The sequence below is a fragment of the Pseudarthrobacter sulfonivorans genome, from assembly GCF_031454915.1.
In the GTDB taxonomy this organism is placed as follows: Bacteria; Actinomycetota; Actinomycetes; order Actinomycetales; family Micrococcaceae; genus Arthrobacter; species Arthrobacter sulfonivorans_C.
This window is the reverse complement of sequence record NZ_JAVDRS010000003.1, coordinates 174,952-196,744: the sequence shown is the minus strand read 5'-3', so window position 1 is coordinate 196,744 and position 21,793 is coordinate 174,952. Positions and strand designations below refer to the sequence as shown.

18 protein-coding genes are annotated in these 21,793 nt (G+C 66.5%); 11 read left to right on the top strand and 7 right to left on the bottom strand.

Annotated features, from left to right (window positions below):
* Positions 1–13: 13 nt before the first annotated feature.
* Positions 14–652, bottom strand: a complete 639-nt coding sequence (locus J2808_RS08825; RefSeq protein WP_191081982.1) for a potassium channel family protein — start codon at positions 650–652, stop codon at positions 14–16.
* A gap of 40 nt (positions 653–692) precedes the next feature.
* Entirely contained in the window at positions 693–2,126 is a 1,434-nt protein-coding gene (locus tag J2808_RS08820) for a TrkH family potassium uptake protein (protein WP_309814778.1), read from the bottom strand.
* Between the two features lie 104 nt (positions 2,127–2,230).
* Between J2808_RS08820 and J2808_RS08815 the strand changes: the two genes are divergently transcribed.
* Positions 2,231–3,442, top strand: a complete 1,212-nt coding sequence (locus J2808_RS08815) for an acetoin utilization protein AcuC (protein WP_309814777.1) — start codon at positions 2,231–2,233, stop codon at positions 3,440–3,442.
* A gap of 27 nt (positions 3,443–3,469) precedes the next feature.
* On the opposite strand, the gene J2808_RS08810 is transcribed toward J2808_RS08815, so the two are convergent.
* A complete protein-coding gene (locus J2808_RS08810) occupies positions 3,470–3,973 on the bottom strand; it encodes a hypothetical protein (RefSeq protein ID WP_309814774.1) in 504 nt (167 codons plus the stop codon).
* 155 nt (positions 3,974–4,128) lie between these two features.
* On the opposite strand from J2808_RS08810, the gene J2808_RS08805 reads away from it, so the two are divergent.
* A complete protein-coding gene (locus tag J2808_RS08805) occupies positions 4,129–4,677 on the top strand; it encodes an ArsR/SmtB family transcription factor (RefSeq protein WP_309814771.1) in 549 nt (182 codons plus the stop codon).
* Positions 4,678–4,694: 17 nt separating this feature from the next.
* Here the strand turns inward: J2808_RS08805 and J2808_RS08800 are convergent, their stop codons facing one another.
* Entirely contained in the window at positions 4,695–6,032 is a 1,338-nt protein-coding gene (locus J2808_RS08800; RefSeq protein WP_309814768.1) for an alpha-hydroxy acid oxidase, read from the bottom strand.
* A gap of 72 nt (positions 6,033–6,104) precedes the next feature.
* Between J2808_RS08800 and J2808_RS08795 the strand changes: the two genes are divergently transcribed.
* On the top strand, positions 6,105–6,845 hold the full coding sequence (locus J2808_RS08795) for a FadR/GntR family transcriptional regulator (protein ID WP_309814765.1): 741 nt from the start codon (positions 6,105–6,107) through the stop codon (positions 6,843–6,845).
* A 56-nt stretch (positions 6,846–6,901) separates the two neighbouring features.
* On the opposite strand, the gene J2808_RS08790 is transcribed toward J2808_RS08795, so the two are convergent.
* Positions 6,902–7,933, bottom strand: a complete 1,032-nt coding sequence (locus J2808_RS08790) for a LacI family DNA-binding transcriptional regulator (protein WP_309814763.1) — start codon at positions 7,931–7,933, stop codon at positions 6,902–6,904.
* Between the two features lie 366 nt (positions 7,934–8,299).
* On the opposite strand from J2808_RS08790, the gene J2808_RS08785 reads away from it, so the two are divergent.
* The 5 genes from J2808_RS08785 to J2808_RS08765 are packed head-to-tail and all read left to right on the top strand — an operon-like array spanning position 8,300 to position 14,323.
* The gene (locus J2808_RS08785; RefSeq protein ID WP_309814760.1) at positions 8,300–9,784 is read left to right on the top strand and encodes a Gfo/Idh/MocA family protein; all 1,485 of its coding nucleotides are present in this window, start codon (positions 8,300–8,302) and stop codon (positions 9,782–9,784) included.
* Positions 9,785–9,835: 51 nt separating this feature from the next.
* On the top strand, positions 9,836–10,804 hold the full coding sequence (locus J2808_RS08780; RefSeq protein ID WP_309814757.1) for an NAD-dependent epimerase/dehydratase family protein: 969 nt from the start codon (positions 9,836–9,838) through the stop codon (positions 10,802–10,804).
* Positions 10,801–11,706 carry a 5-dehydro-4-deoxyglucarate dehydratase gene (locus tag J2808_RS08775; protein WP_309814754.1) on the top strand — a complete coding sequence of 302 codons (906 nt, stop codon included), beginning with the start codon at positions 10,801–10,803 and terminating at the stop codon, positions 11,704–11,706. Before J2808_RS08780 ends, J2808_RS08775 begins: the two co-directional genes overlap by 4 nt.
* Positions 11,706–12,818, top strand: a complete 1,113-nt coding sequence (locus tag J2808_RS08770) for a mandelate racemase/muconate lactonizing enzyme family protein (protein ID WP_309814751.1) — start codon at positions 11,706–11,708, stop codon at positions 12,816–12,818. The genes J2808_RS08775 and J2808_RS08770 overlap by 1 nt, the downstream gene beginning before the upstream one ends.
* Positions 12,819–12,871: 53 nt before the next feature.
* Positions 12,872–14,323: an aldehyde dehydrogenase (NADP(+)) gene (locus tag J2808_RS08765; RefSeq protein WP_309814748.1), complete on the top strand. Its 1,452-nt coding sequence runs from the start codon at positions 12,872–12,874 to the stop codon at positions 14,321–14,323.
* Between the two features lie 98 nt (positions 14,324–14,421).
* Here J2808_RS08765 and J2808_RS08760 read toward each other — a convergent pair whose 3' ends face one another.
* Together J2808_RS08760 and J2808_RS08755 are read right to left on the bottom strand one after the other, a co-directional pair.
* Entirely contained in the window at positions 14,422–15,582 is a 1,161-nt protein-coding gene (locus J2808_RS08760) for a M24 family metallopeptidase (protein WP_309814745.1), read from the bottom strand.
* 22 nt (positions 15,583–15,604) lie between these two features.
* Entirely contained in the window at positions 15,605–17,647 is a 2,043-nt protein-coding gene (locus J2808_RS08755; RefSeq protein WP_309814743.1) for a DUF6807 family protein, read from the bottom strand.
* A gap of 557 nt (positions 17,648–18,204) precedes the next feature.
* Here J2808_RS08755 and J2808_RS08750 point away from each other — a divergent pair.
* The 3 genes from J2808_RS08750 to J2808_RS08740 all read left to right on the top strand — a co-directional run bounded on the left by J2808_RS08750 (position 18,205) and on the right by J2808_RS08740 (position 21,547).
* Positions 18,205–19,149: a carbohydrate ABC transporter permease gene (locus J2808_RS08750; RefSeq protein WP_309814740.1), complete on the top strand. Its 945-nt coding sequence runs from the start codon at positions 18,205–18,207 to the stop codon at positions 19,147–19,149.
* The gene (locus tag J2808_RS08745; RefSeq protein ID WP_309814737.1) at positions 19,139–20,089 is read left to right on the top strand and encodes a carbohydrate ABC transporter permease; all 951 of its coding nucleotides are present in this window, start codon (positions 19,139–19,141) and stop codon (positions 20,087–20,089) included. The genes J2808_RS08750 and J2808_RS08745 overlap by 11 nt, the downstream gene beginning before the upstream one ends.
* A 99-nt stretch (positions 20,090–20,188) precedes the next feature.
* Positions 20,189–21,547, top strand: a complete 1,359-nt coding sequence (locus J2808_RS08740) for an ABC transporter substrate-binding protein (protein WP_309814735.1) — start codon at positions 20,189–20,191, stop codon at positions 21,545–21,547.
* Positions 21,548–21,793: the final 246 nt, after the last annotated feature.

Here is a 21,793-nt window from a genome sequence, read left to right as displayed (position 1 = left end):
GTCGACCGGGGGACTACGGCCGGGCCGCGAACCGTTCCAGCAGATCCACGTGCCCGGACACGATCAGCATGTCGCGGGCGGACACCTTGGTTTCCGGCCGGGCGTACGTGAAGTCCTCGCCGGGGGACTTCACGCCCACGATCGTCACGCCGTACTTGGAACGCACCTTGGACTCGTCCAGCGTGAAACCCACCGTCTCGCGCGGCGGGTACATCTTCACAATGGCGAAGTCGTCGTCGAACTCGATGAAGTCCAGCATGCGGCCCGAGACGAGGTGTGCGGCGCGGACGCCGGCGTCGGCCTCGGGGTAGATCACGTGGTTTGCGCCGATCCGGGTGAGGATCTTTCCATGCGAGGGCGTGATGGCCTTGACCCAGAGGTGCTCGATGCCCAAATCCACGAGGTTCACGGTGATCAGCACGGAGGACTCGATGGAGGTGCCCACGCCACAGACGGCGGAGCTGAATTCCTGTGCGCCGAGCTGGCGCAGCGCATCGATGTTGGTGGCGTCCGCCTCCACCACGTGGGTGAGGAGCGGCGCCCACTTCTGCACCAGGGTCCGGTCGCGTTCGATCGCCAGCACCTCACGGCCCTGTTTGACGAGCTGCTCGGCAGTGGACGAGCCGAAGCGGCCCAGCCCGATCACCAGCACCGGAGCGTTGTGGGCGGGGCGGTTCGGTGCGCCTGAGGAATTAGCCAATGATGGGCCTCTCTTCCGGGTAGTGGTACAGCTGGCTGCGCTGGCGCAGGGCCAGGCCGGCTGCAAGCGTAACGGTGCCCACGCGGCCGGCGAACATCAGGGCAGTAAGGACATAAACGCCCGACGGCGGCAGCTCGGCACTGAGGTTGGTACTCAGCCCCACGGTGGCGAAGGCTGAAATGGTTTCGAAGAGCACACGGTCCAGGGACGCGCCGCTGATCTGCAGCAGCAGGAACGCTGAGATGGAGACCAGCGTGGCGCCTGCCACAATCACAGAGATGGCCACCCGCATGGTGCCCTGCGGGATGGTCCGGCCGTAGACCTTGACGTCGGCATCGCCCCGGGCCTCGGCGATGATGGCAAGAAACATGACGGCGATGGTGGTGACCTTGATGCCGCCCGCCGTGGACGCCGAACCGCCGCCGGCGAACATCAGCGCGTCCGTCAGAAGCATGGTGGTGGACTCCATGTGGTTCTGATCCACGAGGTTAAAACCGCCGGACCTGGTCATGACGGAGGCGAACAGCGAATGCGTGATCTTGTCGCCCAGGTCCATGTGTGCGATGGTCCGCACGTTGTCCCATTCCATCAGCCCCCACAGCACGGTGCCGGCCGCCAGCAAGATGAAGGACACCTGGATGGTGAGCTTGGTGTGCAGGTTCCACTTTTTCCAGTTGAGCCCGTTCTGCTGCAGGACCATGACCACGGGAAAACCGAGGCTGCCCAAAAACACGCCGAGCATCAGCGGGATCAGGATCCACAAGTCCGTCTCGTAGGGCACAATGCCGTCCGAATGCGGAGTGAACCCGGCGTTGTTGAACGCGGAAATCGCGTAAAAAACACCGTGCCACACCGACTGCCAGAAGGGCTCACCCAACGTCATGAACCGGGGGATCAGCGCCAGCGCCAGGACACCCTCGATCACCACGGAGGTCACGATGACGATCCGCAGGAGCGTACCTACTTCACCGAGCCGGCCGGCGTTGTTCATGGCCTCTTGCGCGATGAGTTTGCCGCGGACGCCAAGCTTCTTGCTCACCATCAGGGCGAGCAGCGACGCGAGGGTCAGGGTTCCCAGGCCGCCCACGAAGATGCCCACCAGGATGACAAGTTGGCCGAAGAAGGACCAGTGCACCGCCGTCGATACAACCGTCAGGCCGGTGACGCAGACAGCAGATACCGCAGTGAACAGGGCCTGGTGTATCGGAGTGGCCGTACCGGTTGCGGAGGAGATGGGCAGGGAAAGGAGGAACGTGAAGACCAGGCAGACGGCCCCGAACGCGCTCAGTGCAAGCCGGGCCGGCGATGTATTGGCGATGTCGTCAATAAAGTCGCGCACCCGGGTGAAAATCCAGAGGCCTTCGCGTTCCGGTGCGGCAGGGTGCCAGGGGGCCGGGTTCCGTGGCCTCGACTGGCGATCCGTCATGGGTGGCTTTTCCTCGGTAGAAACTGTTTCCTTCAGTAGTAAACCACTAATGCACGCGTAATGGCCGGGCCAGCGTGGCGGCGACCTCCGGTAGCCTGTCAGTGATGACATTCCTGCCCGGCCTGAGCCAGCCCGCGCCACCAACGATGGTGGTGTGGAATTCCGCCATGACCGCCTATAACTTCGGGCTTGGCCACCCGATGGCTCCGGCGCGGCTGGACCTGACGGCGCGTCTGGCCCGGGGCCTGGGACTGTTCGACCTGGAGCACGTTTCGATTGGCGTCCCTGAGGTGGCTTCCGACGCCGAACTGGAGACCGTGCACTCGTCCGAGTTTGTGGCTGCGGTCCGCCGCGTCAGCGCAGATCCGATGTCGCCTGATGAGGCCCGCGGCCTGGGCACCGACGACGATCCCGCCTTCGCCGGCATGCATGAGGCCGCTGCAAGGTTGGCGGGCGGATCGCTGATGGCCGCGTCCGCCGTCCTTGACGGGTCGGCGCTCCACGCCGTGAACTTCGGCGGCGGCCTGCACCACGCCGCACGGGAGCGCGCCAGCGGCTTCTGCATCTACAACGACTCTGCGCTGGCAATCCAGAGACTGCTCGACGGCGGCATCCGCCGGGTGGTGTACATCGACGTCGACGCCCACCACGGGGACGGAACGGAAAGTATCTTCTGGGATGACCCGCGCGTACTCACCATCTCGCTGCACGAAAGCGGACTCACGCTGTTCCCGGGGACCGGCTTCGCCAACGAGACAGGCGGTCCGCAGGCCGAGGGCAGCGCCGCCAACGTGGCTCTTCCGTCGGGCACGGGGGACGCCGGCTGGCTGCGTGCCTTCCACGCCGTGGTGCCGCAGCTCGTGGGCGCTTTCCAGCCCGAAGTCATCGTCAGCCAGCACGGCTGCGATTCGCACCGCCGGGACCCGCTGGCCCACCTGAACATCAGCGTGGACGGACAGCGTGAGGCAGCCATCGCCGTCGGGAACCTTGCGGCCAGGCACTGCGAGGGCCGCTGGATCGCCACCGGCGGTGGCGGGTACAGCGTCACCGACGTCGTTCCGCGCTCGTGGAGCCACCTGATCGCCATCGCCGCCGGGCGCCCCGTCCCGCTGCGCACGGCTGTGCCCGAGGACTGGCGCGCCTACGTCGCCGACAAATTCGGAAGGGACGCCCCGGGCATGATGGGCGATGACGTGGAGCTCTGGTGGCGCTCCTGGGAAGTCGGCTTCGACCCCAACGATGCCGTGGACCGCTCCGTGATGGCTACGCGCAAAGCTGTTTTCCCGTTCCACGGCCTGGATCCCTGGTTCGACTGATCCCCAGGTTGGTCAGGCCCCGCCCGGTCAGGTGCTGGGCTTCTCCGTCTGGAAGACCACACCGGCCGCGCCGATGAGCCAGCCCAGCAGCGACAACGCGAACGCTCCGATCAGGTCCGTAGCCGCCGCCCCCTTGGCGAGCCACAGCAGCAGGACCAGCAACCCCATGGCGAGGTAAACCACCACGGCGGCGATGATCCTCCCGGACAGCCTGGCGGTGACCTCGGACGGGTTGAAGGCTGCAGCGGTGCCGGGCGCAGCGGGACCGGTGGTCCGCCGGGCCTCGGCGTCCCGCTCGTCGCGGCGGACCTCGGCAATGGTGAACCCCAAGGCGGAGGCGGTCAGTGAACTGAGTGACGTGGCCAGCACACCGGCCGCCGTGACCAGGGCCCCATTAAGGGGCGGCGCAACGGTCCTGCCGTCCGGCACCCAGAACCCCACGCGCAGCAGGACTGAGCCCCAGACCAACACAAAAAGACCCAAGTATACAAAGGCAATGATGTTGAACAGTTGTTGGCGGAGCATATTCATACTCGCCCACCCCCTCAAATCCGGGCGGCAGCGGCCGGACAGCCCGGGGCAGCCGTGAGTCCGTTCTAGCACCGCGTGCGGGGAGGGGCAATGCCCTGCGGCATGGACCGAAATAGTTGATGCCTTGCGGCGTATATGTCGCTAGGGTGGGATGCATGGTGACAGACGACGTATTTGCCGTCATTGCGGAAGCAACCCGGCGCGACATCCTGGTATCCCTTCGCGCAGGTGATAAAGCAGTGGGCGAGCTGGTGGAGGAACTGTCCGCCAGCCAGCCCACTATTTCCAAGCACCTGAAAGTCCTCCGCGAGGCGCAGCTGGTCAGCATGCGTGCGCAGGGCCAGAAGCGCTACTACGCGCTCAATCCCAAGCCACTGGAAGGCGTGGTCAGCTGGCTGGAAACGTTCGACGTCGGCCGGGGAGCCGGGGCCGCCGGCGCCAAGTCACCTGAGGCTCCCGCGGCTGTTGCCGGCGAAGGCACCGCAGCACCCCACGTGCCGGATGACGCAGCCGTGGCCGCCGTACTGGCACGCCCGGACGCTGAGCTGAGCCCCGCCGTCGTCATTCCCGGCGGCACCACCGCCCCGCTCAGCGACGACACCGTGCCACAGCAGATCGGCCGGACCGTGGGCCGCGCCGCCACCAAGGCCGCGGACCTGCTGGCCAACCTGCCGAACCTCCCCAAGTTCGGCCGCAAGAAGTAACCACGCGCCGGGCGGCGCTACTTGCTGAGCAGGCGGACGTGGTCCGGGGTCAGCTCGGAGATCTTGCTGACGCCCAGCAGCGCCATGGTGCGGGCCATGTCCTTCTCCAGGATCTGGATGGCACGGTCCACGCCGGCCCGGCCGCCGGCCATGAGGCCGTAGAGGTACGCCCGGCCGATCAGCGTGAAGTCGGCCCCCAAAGCCAGTGCGGCCACGATGTCCGCGCCGCTCATGATGCCGGTGTCCAGGATGATCGCGGCGTCGGAGTTGTCTGCCTTCAGGGCCGCCGAAACCTCCGGCAGCAGGTGGAACGGGATGGGTGCGCGGTCCAGCTGGCGGCCGCCGTGGTTGGAGAGCACGATGCCGTCGGCGCCGTGGTCAACCACCTTGCGGGCGTCCTCGACAGTCTGGATGCCCTTGACCACCAGCTTGCCCTTCCACGTTTCGCGCAACCAGTCCAGGTCCTCAAAGGTCAGGGTGGGATCGAACATGGAGTTGATGAGGTCGGCCACGGTGCCGGTGTAGCGCGAGAGCGAGGCGAAGGTCAGGGGCTCGTGCGTGAGGAAGTTGAACCACCAGGCCGGGCGGTAGGACGCGTCCAGCACAGTCTTGATGGTCAGCGCCGGCGGGATGGTCATGCCGTTGCGGACGTCGCGGAGGCGGGCACCTGCGACGGCGGTGTCCACGGTGACCATGAGGGTGTCGTTGCCAGCCTTGGCGGCGCGCTCGATCAGTTCGAGGGACCGCTCGCGGTCCGTCCACAGATACAGCTGGAACCAGTTGCGGCCGTTCGGGGCCGCGGCGGCCACGTCCTCGATGGAGGCGGTGCCCATGGTGGAAAGGGTGTACGGGATGCCGGCGGCTTCGGCAGCCTGCGAGCCGGCGTATTCGCCTTCGGACTGCATCATGCGGGTGAAGCCGGTGGGGGCGATGCCCACGGGCAGCCGGGAGGGCTTGCCCAGGATGTTGGTGGTCAGGTCGATCGTGGAGACGTTGCGCAGGATGCCGGGGCGGAATTCGATGTCCAGGAAGGCTTCGCGGGCGCGGCGCAGTGTTATTTCTTCCTCGGCGGCGCCGTCCGTGTAGTCGAAGGGAGCCTGCGGGGTGCGGCGCTTGGCCATGTCCCGCAGTTCCCAGATGGTGCTGGCGCGCTTGAGTTTCGCGGCGCGGCTGAACTCGGGCTTCTTGAACTGCATGAGCGGGGCGAGGTCCGAGTACTTGGGGACCCGGCGCTTCAGTGCCGCAGGCACGGCCGACGACGGCGCGGGGCGGGGTGCGGCCTCGGTGGCAGGAAGGTCCGTGGCATCCGGAGCCGGGGTGGTCTCGGGATTGTTCGGCTGGATGGTGTGGGTCATGGCTTCCTCCGTTGGTGGGCCGGACAGGCCGGGAACAGTGCGTCGGGCTGTGGTCTAACCACACTGTAGACCATGTGGTCCGACCACATCAACTACTATGGCGATATGCGCACGCACCAACTTGTCCTGACGTGGATTGAAAAACAGCTCTCCGAGGGTGCGCTGAGCGTGGGCGGACGCCTGCCCGCCGAGCGGACGCTCGCCGAGCAGCTCGGCGTCTCGCGGACGTCGGTGCGGGAGGCCATCCGGATCCTGGAGGCCATGGGCGTGGTCCGGGCCGGCGTTGGGTCTGGCCCGGAGGCCGGCACCGTGGTGATTTCGGATCCGACGGCGGCGCTCGGCTCGGCGCTGCGGCTCCACGTCGCCACGCAGCACCTGCCAGTGGCCGACATCGTGGAGACGCGCGTCTTATTGGAATCCTGGGCAGCCGCCCGGGCCAGGGCGGACGCTCCCGAGCTGGAACAGGCCGCGACGCTCCTGGACGAGATGGACGCCGTCGGACATGGCAGTAGGGAGGCGGATGCCTTCCTGGCCCTGGACGTCCGGTTTCATCTTTGTCTGGCCGACGCCGCCGGCAACGCCGTGGTCAGCGCCATGATGGGTTCCCTGCGCGAATCCATCCAAGGCTACGCCGCCACACTCACGGCCAATCTTCCGGACTGGGACGCCACGGCCCAGCGACTCCAGGCTGAGCACCGCGGCATTCTGGCCGCAATCAGGAACGACGACGGCGACCTCGCGGCCAAGCTCGTCGCTGCCCACATCGAGGGGTACTACCGGGAAGCCGGCGTCAGGCACGCCGCGAAGTCCTGACCCTGCGCTGAGGTGGCACGTCACGGCGGTGTTCGCGAAAACACTGCCGCGAGATGTCATCTCGCGGGGGAGGTGCTGGTGCTGACGGGGCCGCTGCTGGCCCGGATTTCGAGGCGCGGCTGGTAGCGGGTGCCCGGCGTTTCGAGGCCTTCCTGGCGGATCAGCGCCCGCATTTGGTGCCAGGCCTGGGCGCCGAGATCGGCAATGGGAACCGCGGCGGTAGTCAAAGTGGGCGTGGTGTAGCGGGCGAAAGGGATATCGTCGAAGCCGGTGACGGAGATGTCGGCGGGAACGTTGACGCCGCGTTCATGCAGCCCGCTCATGAGGCCCATGGCCACGAGGTCGTTGAAGGCCAGGATGCCGGTGGCACCGCTGGCCAGGACCGCGTCCACGGCTTCGTGGCCGGTGTCGAAGTCCGAGCCGCCGTCGAGCATGGTGACGTCCACCCGCGGGTGGCTGGCTTTGAAAGCCGCCAGCCCTTCGAGCCGGAGCCCGTTGGAGGCGCTGCCTGCCGGGCCGGCGAGGAATGCCAGGCGGGTGTGGCCGAGCCCCACCAGGTGTTCTGCGAGGGCCTGGACGCCCTGCCCGTAGTCCACCACGAGGCTGGGAATCTCGGGAGCCGCCGTCGTACGGTTGATCAGGACCAGCGGGTGGAGGGAAGGTGCTATTTCCTCGAGCTCGGCGTCGCTCATGCGCGGCGCGCAGAGCACCAGGCCGTCGCAGCGCCGGCGGGCCTCGCCGGCCAGGATTGCTTCTTCGCTGGAGACCTCGAAGGAGTCGGCAATCAGGACCCGGTAGCCATCCTGCGCCGCGGCCCGGCTCAGGCCGCGAAGGATTGCCTGGAAGGTGGGGTTGGCCAGGTCCGGCACCACAATGCCGATTGTGTCCGTCTTGCCCAGCGCAAGGCTGCGCCCTACGGGGTTGGGCTGGTATTTGAGTTCGACGGCGGCCGCCCGCACGCGTGCCGCGATGTCCGGGTCCACCGTGAAGTTGCCGTTCATGACGCGCGAAACGGTGGCATGCGAAACCCCGGCCTTGAGGGCAACATCCGCAATGCCGATCCTGCCTGTTGCCGATCTCCTGACCATGTCCTGCCTTTCGTGTGTCGTGGTGCTGTATTTTCCGGCCCGGCGGCGCCCGCCTATGAATCCCACCCGTGAGCCGTTGCACCAAGTCCCTGTCGTGAGAAGCATATATCGCTCTCAGAAACCGATTTCCACCCAAAGCTGCGTTTCCGGGTGATGTTCGTGCCGCGTTTCCGGCGCCAATCGCAGAAAACGTTTTCTCCTAGCAAGAATAAGGGTTGACGGGACTGCGCGTCTATTGATAGAAATCATGTAACGAACCGAGAAAACGCTTTCTCAGCAGAAACCACAGCGACTGCAGAATCCGCAGTCCACAGAGCCACAACGGCCACTGCCCGGCCGAGTATTGAGCTTTCGAAAGGGACCCTCATGGTCAACACCGCCGAACCGAGCACCGCCTCCGCTGATTCCAGTCCCGTTCCGCTGCCCGGCGCCGCGGCCCGCAGCGCACAGGCCGACGCAGCCCCGGAAGCAGCATCTCCGGAAGCCAGCGTCCGCACCAAGGCACGCATCGCCCTGATCGGCACCGGCGGACGTTCCGAGATGTACATCCGCGCCATCTACGGCAAGCACGCAGACACCGCCGAACTTGTGGCCTTCTCCGACGTCAACCCCGGCCGGGTGGAGTACTACCAGACGCTCATCCAGGAACTGGGCGCGCCGGGTCCCGTCGCCTCCTTTGAACCGGCGGATCTCACAGCGTTCATCCAGGCGAACAACATCGACCGCGTTGTGGTGACCACACCCGACTACACCCACGCCGACTACATTGTGGAGGCACTGGAGGCGGGGGCCGACGTCGTCGTCGAAAAACCCCTGACCATCGACGCCGAAGGCTGCCGCCGCATCACCAAAACCGTTGCAGATACCGGCCGCAACGTGGTGGTCACCTTCAACTACCGGTACTCACCGCGCAACAGTGCCCTCAAGGAGATCATCCAGAGCGGGGTGATCGGCAAGGTTACCTCCATCGACTTCAGCTGGGTCCTGGACACGGTCCACGGCGCAGACTACTTCCGCCGCTGGCACCGCGAAAAGAAGAACTCCGGCGGCCTGCTGATCCACAAGGCATCGCACCACTTTGACTTGGTCAACTGGTGGATTGACGATGTTCCCGAGCGCGTCTTCGCCTCCGGCGGGCTGAAGTTCTACGGCGACCAGAACGCTGCGGAGCGCGGCCTCGGTCCCCGCCCCGAACGCGGAACGCCCGACGCCGCCGCCAGTGCGCGTGCCGAAAAGGATCCTTTCGCGCTGGACCTCCGTGACGATGAGCGACTGAAGGCCCTTTTCCTGGACAACGAGCACTACGACGGGTATCGCCGCGACCAGGACGTCTTTACCGGGGGCATTACCATCGAGGACAACCTGGCCCTTGTGGTGGAGTACCAGGGCGGTCCGCGCCTGAGCTACTCCCTGAATGCCCACAGCCCGTGGGAAGGCTACCGGGTGGCTGTTAACGGCACCGAAGGCCGGGCCGAACTGGAGGTGGTGGAACGTTCCGCCGTGGTCAGCAGCACCGACAAGAAGACCGTTGTGGACCCGAGCGCCACTCCCATCGAGGAAGACGACGCCATCCGGCGCAACGGCGAGCGCCTGGTGGTCCAGCGCCACTGGGAAGCCGCCTATGAGGTGCCCATCGTCAACGGTGAGGGCGGCCACGGTGGCGGCGACGCGCTGCTCCTCTCGGACCTGTTCAACGGTCCCGGCGAGGACCCGCTGGGCCGCCCCTCCGGCTACCTCGACGGCCTCCGCTCCGTTTCCGTGGGCATTGCCGGAAACCGTTCACTCGAATCGTCCCTCCCTGTCCGCATCGAGGACCTGGACCTCGGCGCCGACCTTCGCCGCGGCGCCTGACCTGCGCTGAATCCCTGACGACCGCAGCCTTGACCACCTAAAGGAACCACCATGAGCAAAATTTTTGTCACCGGCGGCTCGGGCCGCCTCGGCCGCAGTGTTGTGGCCGGCCTGGCCGAAGCAGGCCACGAGGTCATCTCGGTGGACCGGGATGCCATCCCGGCGGACCAGTTGCCCGCCGGAGTTGTGCAGGAAACCGGAGACCTGCTGGCGCCCGGTGAGGCGCTGCGGCTCCTCCGGAAAACCGCGCCCGACGCCGTCATCCACCTTGCTGCGATCGCCGTACCGTTCAGCGCACCTGAGGACGTCATTTTCGCCACCAACACGCGCCTCGCCTATGCGGTCATCAGCGCGGCCACGGAACTGGGGATCGGCAAGATTGTGACCGCCAGCAGCCCCACCGCGCTGGGCTACGGCTGCCCCGCGGGCTGGCTGCCCGCGGCTTTCCCGCTGGATGAGCGCACCACGCCGAAGCCCTGGAACGCCTACGCGCTGTCCAAGCTGATCGCCGAGCAGACCGTGGAAATGTTCGCCGCGGCGCAGGGGGAGAAGATCCGCTACGCCGCCTTCCGGCCCTGCTACGTCATCTCGCCGGAGGAATGGGAAGGCGCGCCCACGCAGCAGGGACACACCGTGGCCGAACGCCTGGCCGACCCCGCCCTGTCCGCGCCGGCCCTGTTCAACTACGTGGACGCCCGCGATGTGGCCGACTTCCTGGACGTGCTCCTGCAGAACATGGACTCCATCCCCAACGGTGAAACCTTCTTTGTGGGCGCCGCGGATGCGCTGGCCACATCCCCCCTGGCGGAACTGATGCCCAGGTTCCTGCCCGGAAGCGAAACCCTGGCCGCCAGACTGACCGGCACCAGCCCTGCTTTCTCCATCACCAAGGCCCGTGAGCTGCTGGGCTGGACGCCCAAACGCAGCTGGCGCACCGAGCTCAAAACAGACACCAACCTCAACGACGAGACGTCCGCTTCACTGGTCACAGCCGGAGCCGGGTCCAAGGAGACACCATGAAATTCGACGGCGTTCTGTTCTTCCCCGTCACCCCGTTCACGCCCGAAGGCACCGTCGATGTGGAGCTCCTCAAGGAGCACATCGGCTCCCGGCTCCCGTTCGGACCCGGCGGCGTGTTTCCCGCCTGCGGCACCGGCGAGTTCCATTCCTTGAGCATCGACGAGGTGCGCACCGTGGTGACGGCCGCCGTCGAGGTTGTGGCAGGAAAGGTGCCGGTGGTTGCCGGGGCCGGCGGGCCGCTGGGCCACGCCATTGCTGCAGCCCGGGTGGCCGAGGAGGCCGGCGCCGACGCCCTCCTGGTCCTGCCGCCGTACCTGGTCACGGGTCCTACCGACGGCCTGGTGGCGTACATCGAGGCGGTGGCGGATGCCAGCAGCCTCCCGGTGATCGTGTACCACCGCGGCAACGCCAAGTTCACGGCCGCCTCCGTAGCCAGGCTGGCCGCCAACCCCAAGGTGGTGGGCTTCAAGGACGGGCTCGGCGATGTGGGCCTCGCGCAGGAAATTGTGTCCGCTGTGCGTGCCACGGGACGCGAGGACTTCGCGTTCTTCAACGGCCTGCTGACCGCTGAACTGACGCAGGGCGCCTACCGCGGCCTGGGCATCCCGCTCTACTCCTCGGCAGCGTTTGCCATGGCACCGGAGATCGCCACGGCGTATTACGACGCCTACATGGCCGGCGATGAGGACCGCCGCAACGCCCTGCTGGAAGGCTTCTATGCTCCGCTGGTCCGGCTCCGCGACCAGACTCCGGGCTTCGGCGTCTCGCTGATCAAGGCCGGCCTCCGCCTGGGTGGGCTGCCTGTTGGCCCGGTCCGTCCGCCGCTGGTGGACCCCTCCGAGGACCAGCTGGTCCAGCTGAAGTCCATCCTGGCCAAGGGCTACGAGCTGGCCGGCCGCTGATGAGTGCGCCCGCGCTCGAAACGGTCCGGACGGCCCCACGCATTACCGGCCTGACCTCCCGGCTCCTGACGGTGCCGCTGCGCCGCAGCTGGGGAGCGGACGCGCCGGAAAACCACGTGATCGTCACGGAGATCCAAACGGACGACGGCGGCGCGGGGCACGGTTTCTCCTGGACGCCCACCATCGGTCCGCAGGCCGTCAAGGCGCTCCTCGACTACGACATCGCACCTTTCGTGTCGGGGCTGCCTGCCAACCCCGAGTTGGTGTGGGATGCCCTGTGGAAGCGGCTGCACGAGGCGGGCGGCGGGGGACTGACCACCATTGCCATGGCCGGCGTCGACCTTGCCCTCTGGGACCTCCAGGCGCGCCGGGCGCAGACATCGGTGACGGGCTTGCTGGGCCAGCGGCAGGAGTCAGCGGAGGTGTACGGTTCCGGCGTAAACCTGCACTACACGCTGGCGGAGCTGGTGGAGCAAACCGAGCGCTGGGTTGCTGCGGGACACCGGGCGGTCAAGATCAAGGTGGGCAAACCCGACATCAGCGAGGACGCCGAGCGCGTGGCGGCGGTCCGGTCCGTGCTCGGCCCGGACCGGAAGCTGATGATCGATGCCAACCAGCGCTGGGACCTGCCCACCACTTTCAAGGCCCTGGACGTGCTTGCCCCGTACGGACTGGAATGGCTCGAAGAACCCCTCCGCGCGGACGACCTCTGGGCCTACCGCCGGCTGCGGAAGCACTCGCCCGTGCCCATCGCGCTCGGCGAAAATCTGCACACCATCTACCGTTTCCGTGACTTCATTGACGCGGAAGCGGTGGACATCATCCAGCCCAACATCATCCGGGTTGGCGGCATCACGCCGTTCCGGCGGATCGTGGAGCTGGCCCGGACCAACAGCATCCGCGTGATGCCGCACCTGCTGCCGGAGCTTTCCGGGCAGCTGGCCCTCACCCTGGCGGAACCCACGCTGGTGGAGGACGTGGAGGACGCGTCCTTCAAGCAGTTGGGCATCCTGGCCGGACCGTCACCGGTCCGCTTCAGCAACAGCCGCGTGACGCTGACGGACCAGCCGGGGCTGGGCTTCCGGTTCTCGGAGGCCCCGCCGGCCGGCTAGCAATTACGACTGACCGCAGACACCACCACTCCCGACGAAAATCAGGTACTTCAGTGACAACTGCAACCCTTTCCCTCTCCGAGCTCACGGCTGCCGCCACCCGGGCCGCCTCCATTGCGGCGGCAGCGTCGGATGCCGAGCGCGCAGCCTGGCTCACCGCCGTCGCGGACGCCCTGGACGCCAACGTGGCCGAGCTGGTGGAGATCGCCGATTCGGAGACCAGCCTCGGCACCGTCCGCTTGACCGGCGAGGTGGCCCGCACGTCCGGGCAGCTGCGGCTCTTCGCCCGCGTGATCACGGAAGGCTCCTACCTTGAGGCCGTCATTGACCACGCCGACCCGACCGCAACGCCGCTGCAGCCGGACCTGCGCCGCATCCTGCGGCCCCTTGGCCCGGTGGCCGTCTTCTCGGCCTCAAACTTCCCGTTCGCGTTCTCCGTGGCCGGCGGCGACACCGCCTCCGCCCTGGCCGTGGGCTGCCCTGTGATCGTCAAGGCCCACTCGGGCCACCTGAAGCTGTCCGAGCGGACGGCCGAAGTGGTCACGGACGCCCTGCGTTCCGCCGGAGCGCCGGAGGGACTGTTCGCACTCGTGGCAGGCCGCGAGGTGGGCACCACCCTGGTGCAGGATCCCGCTATCAAGGCCGTGGGCTTCACCGGTTCCATCCCGGGCGGCCGGGCCTTGTTTGACCTCGCAGTCTCCCGGCCCGACCCCATCCCGTTCTACGGCGAGCTGGGCAGCCTGAACCCGGTGGTCATCACCGCCGCCGCGCTTGCCGAGCGTTCCGGTCAGCTCGCGGCGGGACTTGCGGCATCGTTCACGATGGGCGCCGGCCAGTTCTGCACCAAGCCCGGCCTGGTCTTCATCCCGGCGGGCACAGGATTCGCCGCACAGTTGGCTGCGGCCAGCAAGGACAAGCCGACGGCGGCCATGCTCACCTCCCGGATCTCGGACGCCTACCCCGAGGGCCTGCGCAGCGTGGCTTCGCTGCCCGACGTGACCATCGTCAGCGGCACGGCGGACCAGGATGCAACCCTCAACGGTGCCGCCCCCGTGGTTTTCTCCACCTCCGCGGCCAACGTCCTGGAACGCACGGACGAACTGCTGGAGGAGTGCTTCGGCCCCACCACCATGTTGATCGAATACGCGTACCAGGACGAACTTTCCGCTGTCCTGGCCATGGTTCCCGGCAGCCTCACAGCCACCGTCCACGCCCAGCCGGGCGAGGACGTCGGGGACCTCGTGGAGCAGCTGTCCGGCCTTGCCGGGCGGGTCCTGTTCGACGGTTGGCCCACCGGCGTCGCAGTGAACTGGGCGCAGCAGCACGGCGGCCCGTACCCCGCTACAACGTCCCTGTTCACCTCGGTGGGCGCGACCGCGGTGCGCCGCTTCCAGCGCCCCGTCGCCTACCAGGACGCCCCCGAGGCCGTCCTGCATCCGGCCCTGCGCGAAAGCAACCCGCTGCGAATCCCGCGCCGCGTCGACGGCGAGCTGGTCCTTCCCTAGCAAACCCTCTCTCGCTTGATGTGGGTTTAATCGAAACGCTCGTTACCTTTTCGTAGCCCCCAGAAAGCGGCTACGAAAAAGGTAACGAGCGTTTGGGCCTACAGCTGCAGGGTTACCGGTCGCCGCAGGCCATTCACCGTGGAAACGGGCCAGCGGTCGTCCACGGTCAGGACTTTCAGGCCGGAGGCGGTGAGCTGGACGGTGTCCTCGATCTTGACGCCCGGGCCCGACGGGTTCCAGGTGAACGGCTGGTTTATCACCACCAAGTCGCTGACAGCTGAAGTGACGCGCGGATCCCGCCCCGCGTAGCCTGCCGGTCCGCCCTGATGGTGCTGCTCCCACTGCCCTGCACCGAAACCGTGCCGGACGTAGGCTGCCTTGATTTCGCCGAAGATGTTGTCCAGCCGGGCGCCGGGGACGGTCGCGTCGAAGATGTCCGCCTCAACGGCGGCGATCCGGGCCTCGGCGTCGAGCTCTTCAGGAGTGCCGGCGTCGAACCTTACCCATCGGGTGATGTTGGCAACCAGGCCGTCGCGCCGCGCGCACACCACGGCCATGGCGCGGCGGCCCAGCGGGGAATGCGTGGCCAGGGGGTGGCGGAACTCGCTCCGCCCGCTGCCGTTGCACAGCAGCACCAGTGGCTCGGCGCCAGCAGCCACCACACGGCCTGCAAGCGCGGACACCAGCTCGAATTCGGTGGTTTCCGGCCGGGCGGTGGCCAGCACGTCGGTCATGATCCCGGCAAGTTCGGCACTGAGGTGGGCGTAACGCGCGCTCTCGCCCGGCAGCAGCTGCTGGCGGGCGGCCCTCAGTTCCGTGGCAACCTTGCCCTCGGCCAGCGGGACTCCCGCACTACCCGAGAAATGCCCGACGGCGGCGGCGGCCTCGTGCAGGTTGCCGTACCAAGGCACGGTGTGGAGTGCGACGCCCGCGGGGAGCTCTTCGGCGGCCATCCGGCCGGCCTCGTTGTTGAACGTCACGAGGTGGTCGCCCTCCCGGTCCACCAGCAGTGCGGCGATGGGATCGCCCGCCAGGCTGATATGCACGCGGCTGCCGTCGAGGTACCAGGTCAGGGCCGTGTGTGTTGTCAGCAGCAGGGAGTCCTGTCCCCTCTCATCCAGGATGTCCAGGACCTTGCGCCGCTTGATGGCACGGTCCTCAGCCGAGGCAGGCACAGCGCGGCGGAACTGGTCCGCGGGGTCTATGGGGGCATTCAGCTGTGATGACGGCGGCGTGGCCACGGTGGTTGTCTGGCTCATGAGTTGTTCCCCTGCGTTCTGATCAAAGTTTTGATATCAAGGTCTCGATGTCTTCTGTGCCCAAAATGCCGTCGGCAAGAATCACGGTGACGCTGCGGCGCACCGGGTTGCCGGGTTCAGCGATAACCGGGGCATCCCAGGCCAGCGACTGGCCAACACCTGGGTAGCCCTCCACGCGGACAAACCACGGGTCGGTGGAATCCTCCGCCGCGACGAACACCAGCGTGGCCGCGCTGCCGGCAAAAGTGCCCGACCAGGCGAGCCACGGCGTCACGGTCCCGTGCACGGCGGACTCGCCAGTCAAGGTCTCGCCGGCTGTGCCAGGCGCCCAGACTGTGGCCCCGGAGCATTCGGGGAGGCGCCAGAAGAACCCGCCATATCCGCCCGCGGCACGGCCGTTGGAGCCCGGGCTGCCCAGGCTCACCGGCTGGTCGCCGGCGGGGGTGAGCGCGAAGTCCAGCGTGAGGCGCCATGCGGAAGGCCCGACGGCGGCCCACACCCAGGTGCGCTGTTCGGTCAGGATTGGAGCGCCGTCGGGGCCGTTCCAGGACAGGGTCTCGCCCAGGTGACCCTCGAGCCCGCTCTGTTCCTCCAGGCGGACGATGCTGCCGTGGTCCGGACGCCAGCGGTATTCGCCCGCCGCCCGCGTGTATGTGCGGCCGCCCCAGAAGTTGACGCCGTCCACATCCTGCAGGGCCACACCCACACCGAGGTGCCACACGTGGTCCAGCGGCTGGTGGTCCGTGACAACGGTTCCGGCCAAGGTGCGGACGGGGTGGAGGTAGGGCCGCGGGGAGGACACAGCGCGGATGCGGCTGCCGTCCTGGTACTCGGCCACGGGATGGCCGTCCACGGCGAACGTTTGGGCCGGCGGCAGGCTGCGGGCCCATGGAACACCCAATTCCGCAAACGTGGCCTGCGCCTTGGCCGCGCGTTCCATCAGCTCGGGAAGTTGATGGACCACCGGGTGCGCGTCATCGCCCCCGCCCTCCCACGTGAGATGCCCGGCGCCGATTTCCTGGGGATCCGGCGCCGTCCGGATGGCTTCCAATACAGACGTGAACGCACCGGTATCCGCCAGGGAGCACAGCAGGGGAGCGCCGGTGTGGCTGGCCTCAAGCAGGTTCTCCAGCAGGTCAGTCCGGCCAAAGGTCTCACGGCGCTCGCCGTCGCGGGTGGTGGTGACCACCTCGTCCTCGGTGTAGAAAAAGGTGATGTCGCCCAGCGTGCCGTGGACCGTCACCGAAGGGTTCCCCTGCTCGGGTGCGCAAAGCGTGAGGGCGCACAGCAGTGTCTGCCCGGCAATGGTGCGGACGCGGATTACCGAGGTGTCATCGCTCTGGGTGGTGTGGGCACGGTAGAGGTCCGTCTCCACGGAAGCCACGTCTGCGACGGTGTGCGCGCCAGCCATGTGCAGTCCGGTGGCGACGGCGTGTGCCAGCGCGTTGGTGGCTACGCCATCCACCACGTCGGTGCCGTCCATGCTGCGTTTGCCGGCCCAGCGCGACCGTTTGAAGTACCCCCTGGTCCGCACCCACATGCCCTGGGCGCTCAGCCCCAGGACGTCGCCGATCCCGCCGGAGCCGATGGTCCTGCGGATCGCGGGCAGGGCGTGGGAGCCCAGGCTCTGGAATCCCACTTGCACCAGCTGCCCCGAAGCGTCCGCCGCAGCCAAGACTTCCTGGAACTGCGCCATGGACGCCACCGGGGGCTTTTCCACGTAGACGTCGGACCCCGCCGCCAGCGCGGCCAGGGCCAGTGGTGCATGCGTCTGGATAGGCGTGGCCAGAATGACCACGTCAGGGGCGGGGCCGGCTGCCAGGAGCTGCTCCAGCGTATTGAAGACCGCCACAGAATCGGGGAGAGCGCCGTCCTGCGGCGGGTTGGGGTCGGCCACCGCCACGAGTTCGACGACGCCGGCTTCCTCTAGCCTTCCCAGGTTGACCAGGTGCCTCTCGCCGAAGCCGTGCACGCCTACCAGGGCGATGCGCGGGGGCGCTGTGGGGGCCGAAGCCCCGGGCCCAAAGGCGTGACGGGCGGCGTGCTTAGCCGATTGCTGAGTCATCAGGGTCCTTGGTGGCTAGGTGGCGGGCTGGAAGGGAGCGACGCCGTCGAGCGTTTACTCCCTGTGTCATTCCCATTACAGACTTCTTGCACGGAAACTGCATTATTGGAGGCGGAGATGGCCCATACGTACGTCAACAAGCCCGTTTCGGAAAACGCTTTCTCAAAAATTAGCAAAAGCCTGTACAGCCGTCAAGAAACCGTTTACTTTGGTAGGGAACCGCTTTCCCGCATACCGCGGGACGGTGGCAGGATCCGGAGCCGGCGCCCCAGCCGCGCACGGGAAGAATCCGCCACCGAAAGCGGTATGGCAAAGGATCGCATGGGTGATGACCCAGTTGTGCGGTCATCCGATCTGCAGGTCCACCCGGACTGCGCACTCACCCCGAACCGGCGGATCCGCACCGCCGTAGCGATCAACACCACGTGGAGGGCCACGATGACCAAAGGAGACCATATGGCCGCTAACCAGAAACCCGGGGCTCTGCGCCCGGCGGGACCATGCCCGGAAGGCGTGCTGGCTGCAGCAGCCCGGCGGGGCGACAGTAAGGCACCAGTATGAGCGCCATCAGCGAACTCTCAACGCTCAAGCGCCGCAAGGGGCCGATGACCGCCGAGGAGAAGAAGGCGAACGGCCGGGACAATAAGGCCGCGTATATTTTCCTGCTGCCGTGGCTCGTTGGCCTGGTGGCAATCACCATCGGACCGATGCTGATGTCGCTGTACCTGTCGTTTACGGACTACAACCTCCTGCAGCCGCCGGAATGGACCGGGCTGGATAACTTCATCCGGATGTTCACCGACGCCCGGCTGCACAACTCCCTGGGCGTGACATTCACCTACGTCTTTGTTGGTGTGCCGCTGCAGCTCGCAGTTGCCCTGCTGATTGCGCTGGTGCTGGACAAGGGCCTTCGCGGCCTGCCGTTCTACCGCTCGGTCTTCTATCTGCCGTCCCTGCTGGGCGGTTCGGTGGCTGTTGCCATCCTGTGGAAGCAGATCTTTGGCACCACCGGCCTGGTCAACCAGGCGCTGGCCCTTTTCGGCATCCAGGGTCCGGGCTGGATTTCCGATCCGAGCACGGCACTGGGGTCCATTGTCCTGCTGCACGTGTGGACGTTCGGCGCCCCCATGATCATCTTCCTGGCCGGCCTCCGGCAGATCCCGGTGATGTACTACGAGGCCGCCAAAGTTGACGGCGCCACCACGCTTCAGCAGTTCTGGAAGATCACACTGCCGATGCTCAGCCCCATCATCTTCTTCAACCTGGTGCTCCAGATCATCGGATCCTTCCAGTCCTTCACGCAGGCATTCATCGTTTCGGGCGGCAACGGCGGCCCGTCAGACTCCACGATGTTCTTCACGCTGTACCTGTACCAGAAGGGCTTCGGCCAGTTCGACATGGGCTACGCCTCCGCCATGGCGTGGTTCCTGTTGGTCATCATCGGCGTTTTCACCGCCATCAACTTCATCGCCGCAAAGTATTGGGTTTTCTATGACGACTAAGCTTGAGACGCTGCCCGCCCCGGACAAGAACAACGCCGGCGCCGGTACGCCAACGAACCACCGCAAGCCCAAAAAGGCCCGCGAATCCCGCGGAACCCTGGCGTTCAGCCGGTCCGCCCGCACCAAGGCCCTGCTCAAACATGGCATCCTGATCCTGGCCGGCGGGCTGATGATCTACCCGCTGCTGTGGATGGTGGTTTCCTCCCTGCGGCCCAACGACCTCATCTTCAAGGACCCCGGGCTCTGGCTGAGCACCCTGGAAATGAGCAACTACACGGACGGCTGGTCCGCCCTGACCCATCCGTTCGGCCACTACATGCTCAACTCGGCCATCGTGGTGATCGGGTCCATCCTTGGAAACCTGATCTCCTGCTCCATGGCCGCATACGCCTTCGCCCGCCTGCAGTTCACGGGCAAGAAGCTGTTCTTCGGCATCATGCTGCTGACCATCATGCTGCCGTTCCACGTGGTGATTGTGCCGCAGTACATCCTGTTCTCGCAGATCGGCTGGGTGAACACGTTCTGGCCGCTCATCGTGCCCAAGCTCCTGGCGACGGACGCATTCTTTGTCTTCCTCATGGTCCAGTTCATCCGCGGCATCCCCAAGGACCTGGACGAGGCGGCACGGATCGACGGCGCCGGCCACCCGCGCATCTTCCTTCGGGTCATCCTGCCGCTGATGGTGCCGGCCCTGGCCACCACCACCATCTTCACCTTCATCTGGACCTGGAACGACTTCTTCGGCGCCCTGATCTACCTGACCGATCCGGACATGTTCACGGTCCCCGTGGCGCTGCGCGCCTTCGTGGATGCGCAGTCCGCCACCAGCTGGGGATCGCTGTTCGCGATGTCCATCGTGTCGCTGCTGCCGGTGTTCCTGGTGTTCCTCTTCGGCCAGCGGTTCCTGATCAAGGGCATCGCCACCACGGGCATCAAATAACCTCTTGTAATACAAGTCACAGACTTGTAGCATTAGATCAAGAAAACGCTTTCTCACCCAATTTCTTCCTCACGAGATCAAAGAAGATCGGAGTATCCAGTGCCGCTTTTTCCCCGCTCTGACGCTGCTGGCAACCATGGTTCGGCAGCTACGTCACCCTCTGGCGCACGGCGCCGCATCCGTAAGACAGGCGTGGTTGCCGCGGCAGCCGCCGTCGTGATGGCCCTCAGCGCCTGCGGTGGGGGAGCCGCCCCGCAGAGTGATGGCGGACCCGTCGAGCTGCGCTTCTCCTGGTGGGGGAGCGACAAGCGGGCCCAGGTCACGCAGGCCGCCATCGCCGCCTTCGAGGCAGAGAATCCCAACATCAAGATCAAGCCCGAGTACGGCGACTGGAGCGGATACTGGGACAAGCTGGCTACCCAGGTTGCCGCCAACGACGCCCCGGACATCATCCAGATGGACGAAAAGTACATCACCGAGTACTCAACGCGCGGTGCGCTGCTGGACCTCTCCAAGTACGACATCGACACTTCAAAGCTTGACGAGGCGGCCCTCAATGCCGGCAAGAGCGAGAAGGGCCTGACGGGCATCGCGGCCGGGATCAATGCCGCCACAATCCTGGCCAACCCGGCAGTTTTCAAGGCCGCCGGCGTTGAACTTCCCGACGACAAGACCTGGACCTGGGCCGACTTCGAGCGCATCTCTGCCGAGGTGACTGCCAAGTCGCCGAAGGGCACGTACGGCGCCGCCGCCTATGGCACAGACGAAGCATCGCTCGGCGTCTGGCTCCGGCAGAACGGCAAGACCCTGTACACCTCCGACGGCAAACTGGGCTTCGAACCCAGTGACATCGCCGCGTGGTGGGCTTTCCTGAAGCAACTCAGCGAGAACAAGGCTGTGCCCACGGCGTCTGAGGTTGTGGAAGCTGAGGCCGCCCCGCTTGACCAGAGTGGCCTGGCCGTCGGCAAGAACGGGCTCGCGTTCTGGTGGTCCAACCAGCTGCCCGCCTTGGAGAAGGCCGCCGGTTCGGACCTGCAGATCCTCCGGTTCCCGTCCACCACGGGCAAGGCCGCCGACGCCCAGCTCTGGTACAAGGCATCCCAGTTCTGGTCGGCTTCATCGCGCACCAAGCACCCTGAGGAAACCGCCAAGTTCATCAACTTCCTGGCCAACAGCGAAAAGGCCGGCGAGGCCCTGCTGGCCGACCGCGGCGTATACCCCAACTCGGACGTCCGCGCAGCTATCGAGTCGAAGCTGACCCCCGCCGATATCAAGGTGGTCAAGTTCATCGACCAGATCAAGGGTGAGCTGGGCGAGGCTCCGGCTCCGCCGCCGAAGGGCGCCGGCGCCATCCAGGAGATCGTCAAGCGGTACACCTCCGAGGTCCTGTTCAACCGCCTGTCCACTGACGACGCAGGCAAGAAAGCCCACGACGAAATGAAGTCGGCCATCAGCTAAGCCGCACACGGGCACAGTCCCCGGCTGGAACCTTTGGTTCCGGCCGGGACTGTGGTTCTTAAGGCCTGTGTACTGGTCCGGCGTTCCCGGCGGCCCTCAGCGCTGGACGGGTGCCGGCCCGCGTGGTCCACTGGGAGCACTTCAAGTCATGGGGGAGAACATGAAGGCATTCGGTTGGACCGCCGCGGCAGCGGCAGCACTCATATTGACCGGTTGCGCAGAGGGTCCGCCCACCGTGAGTGCGTC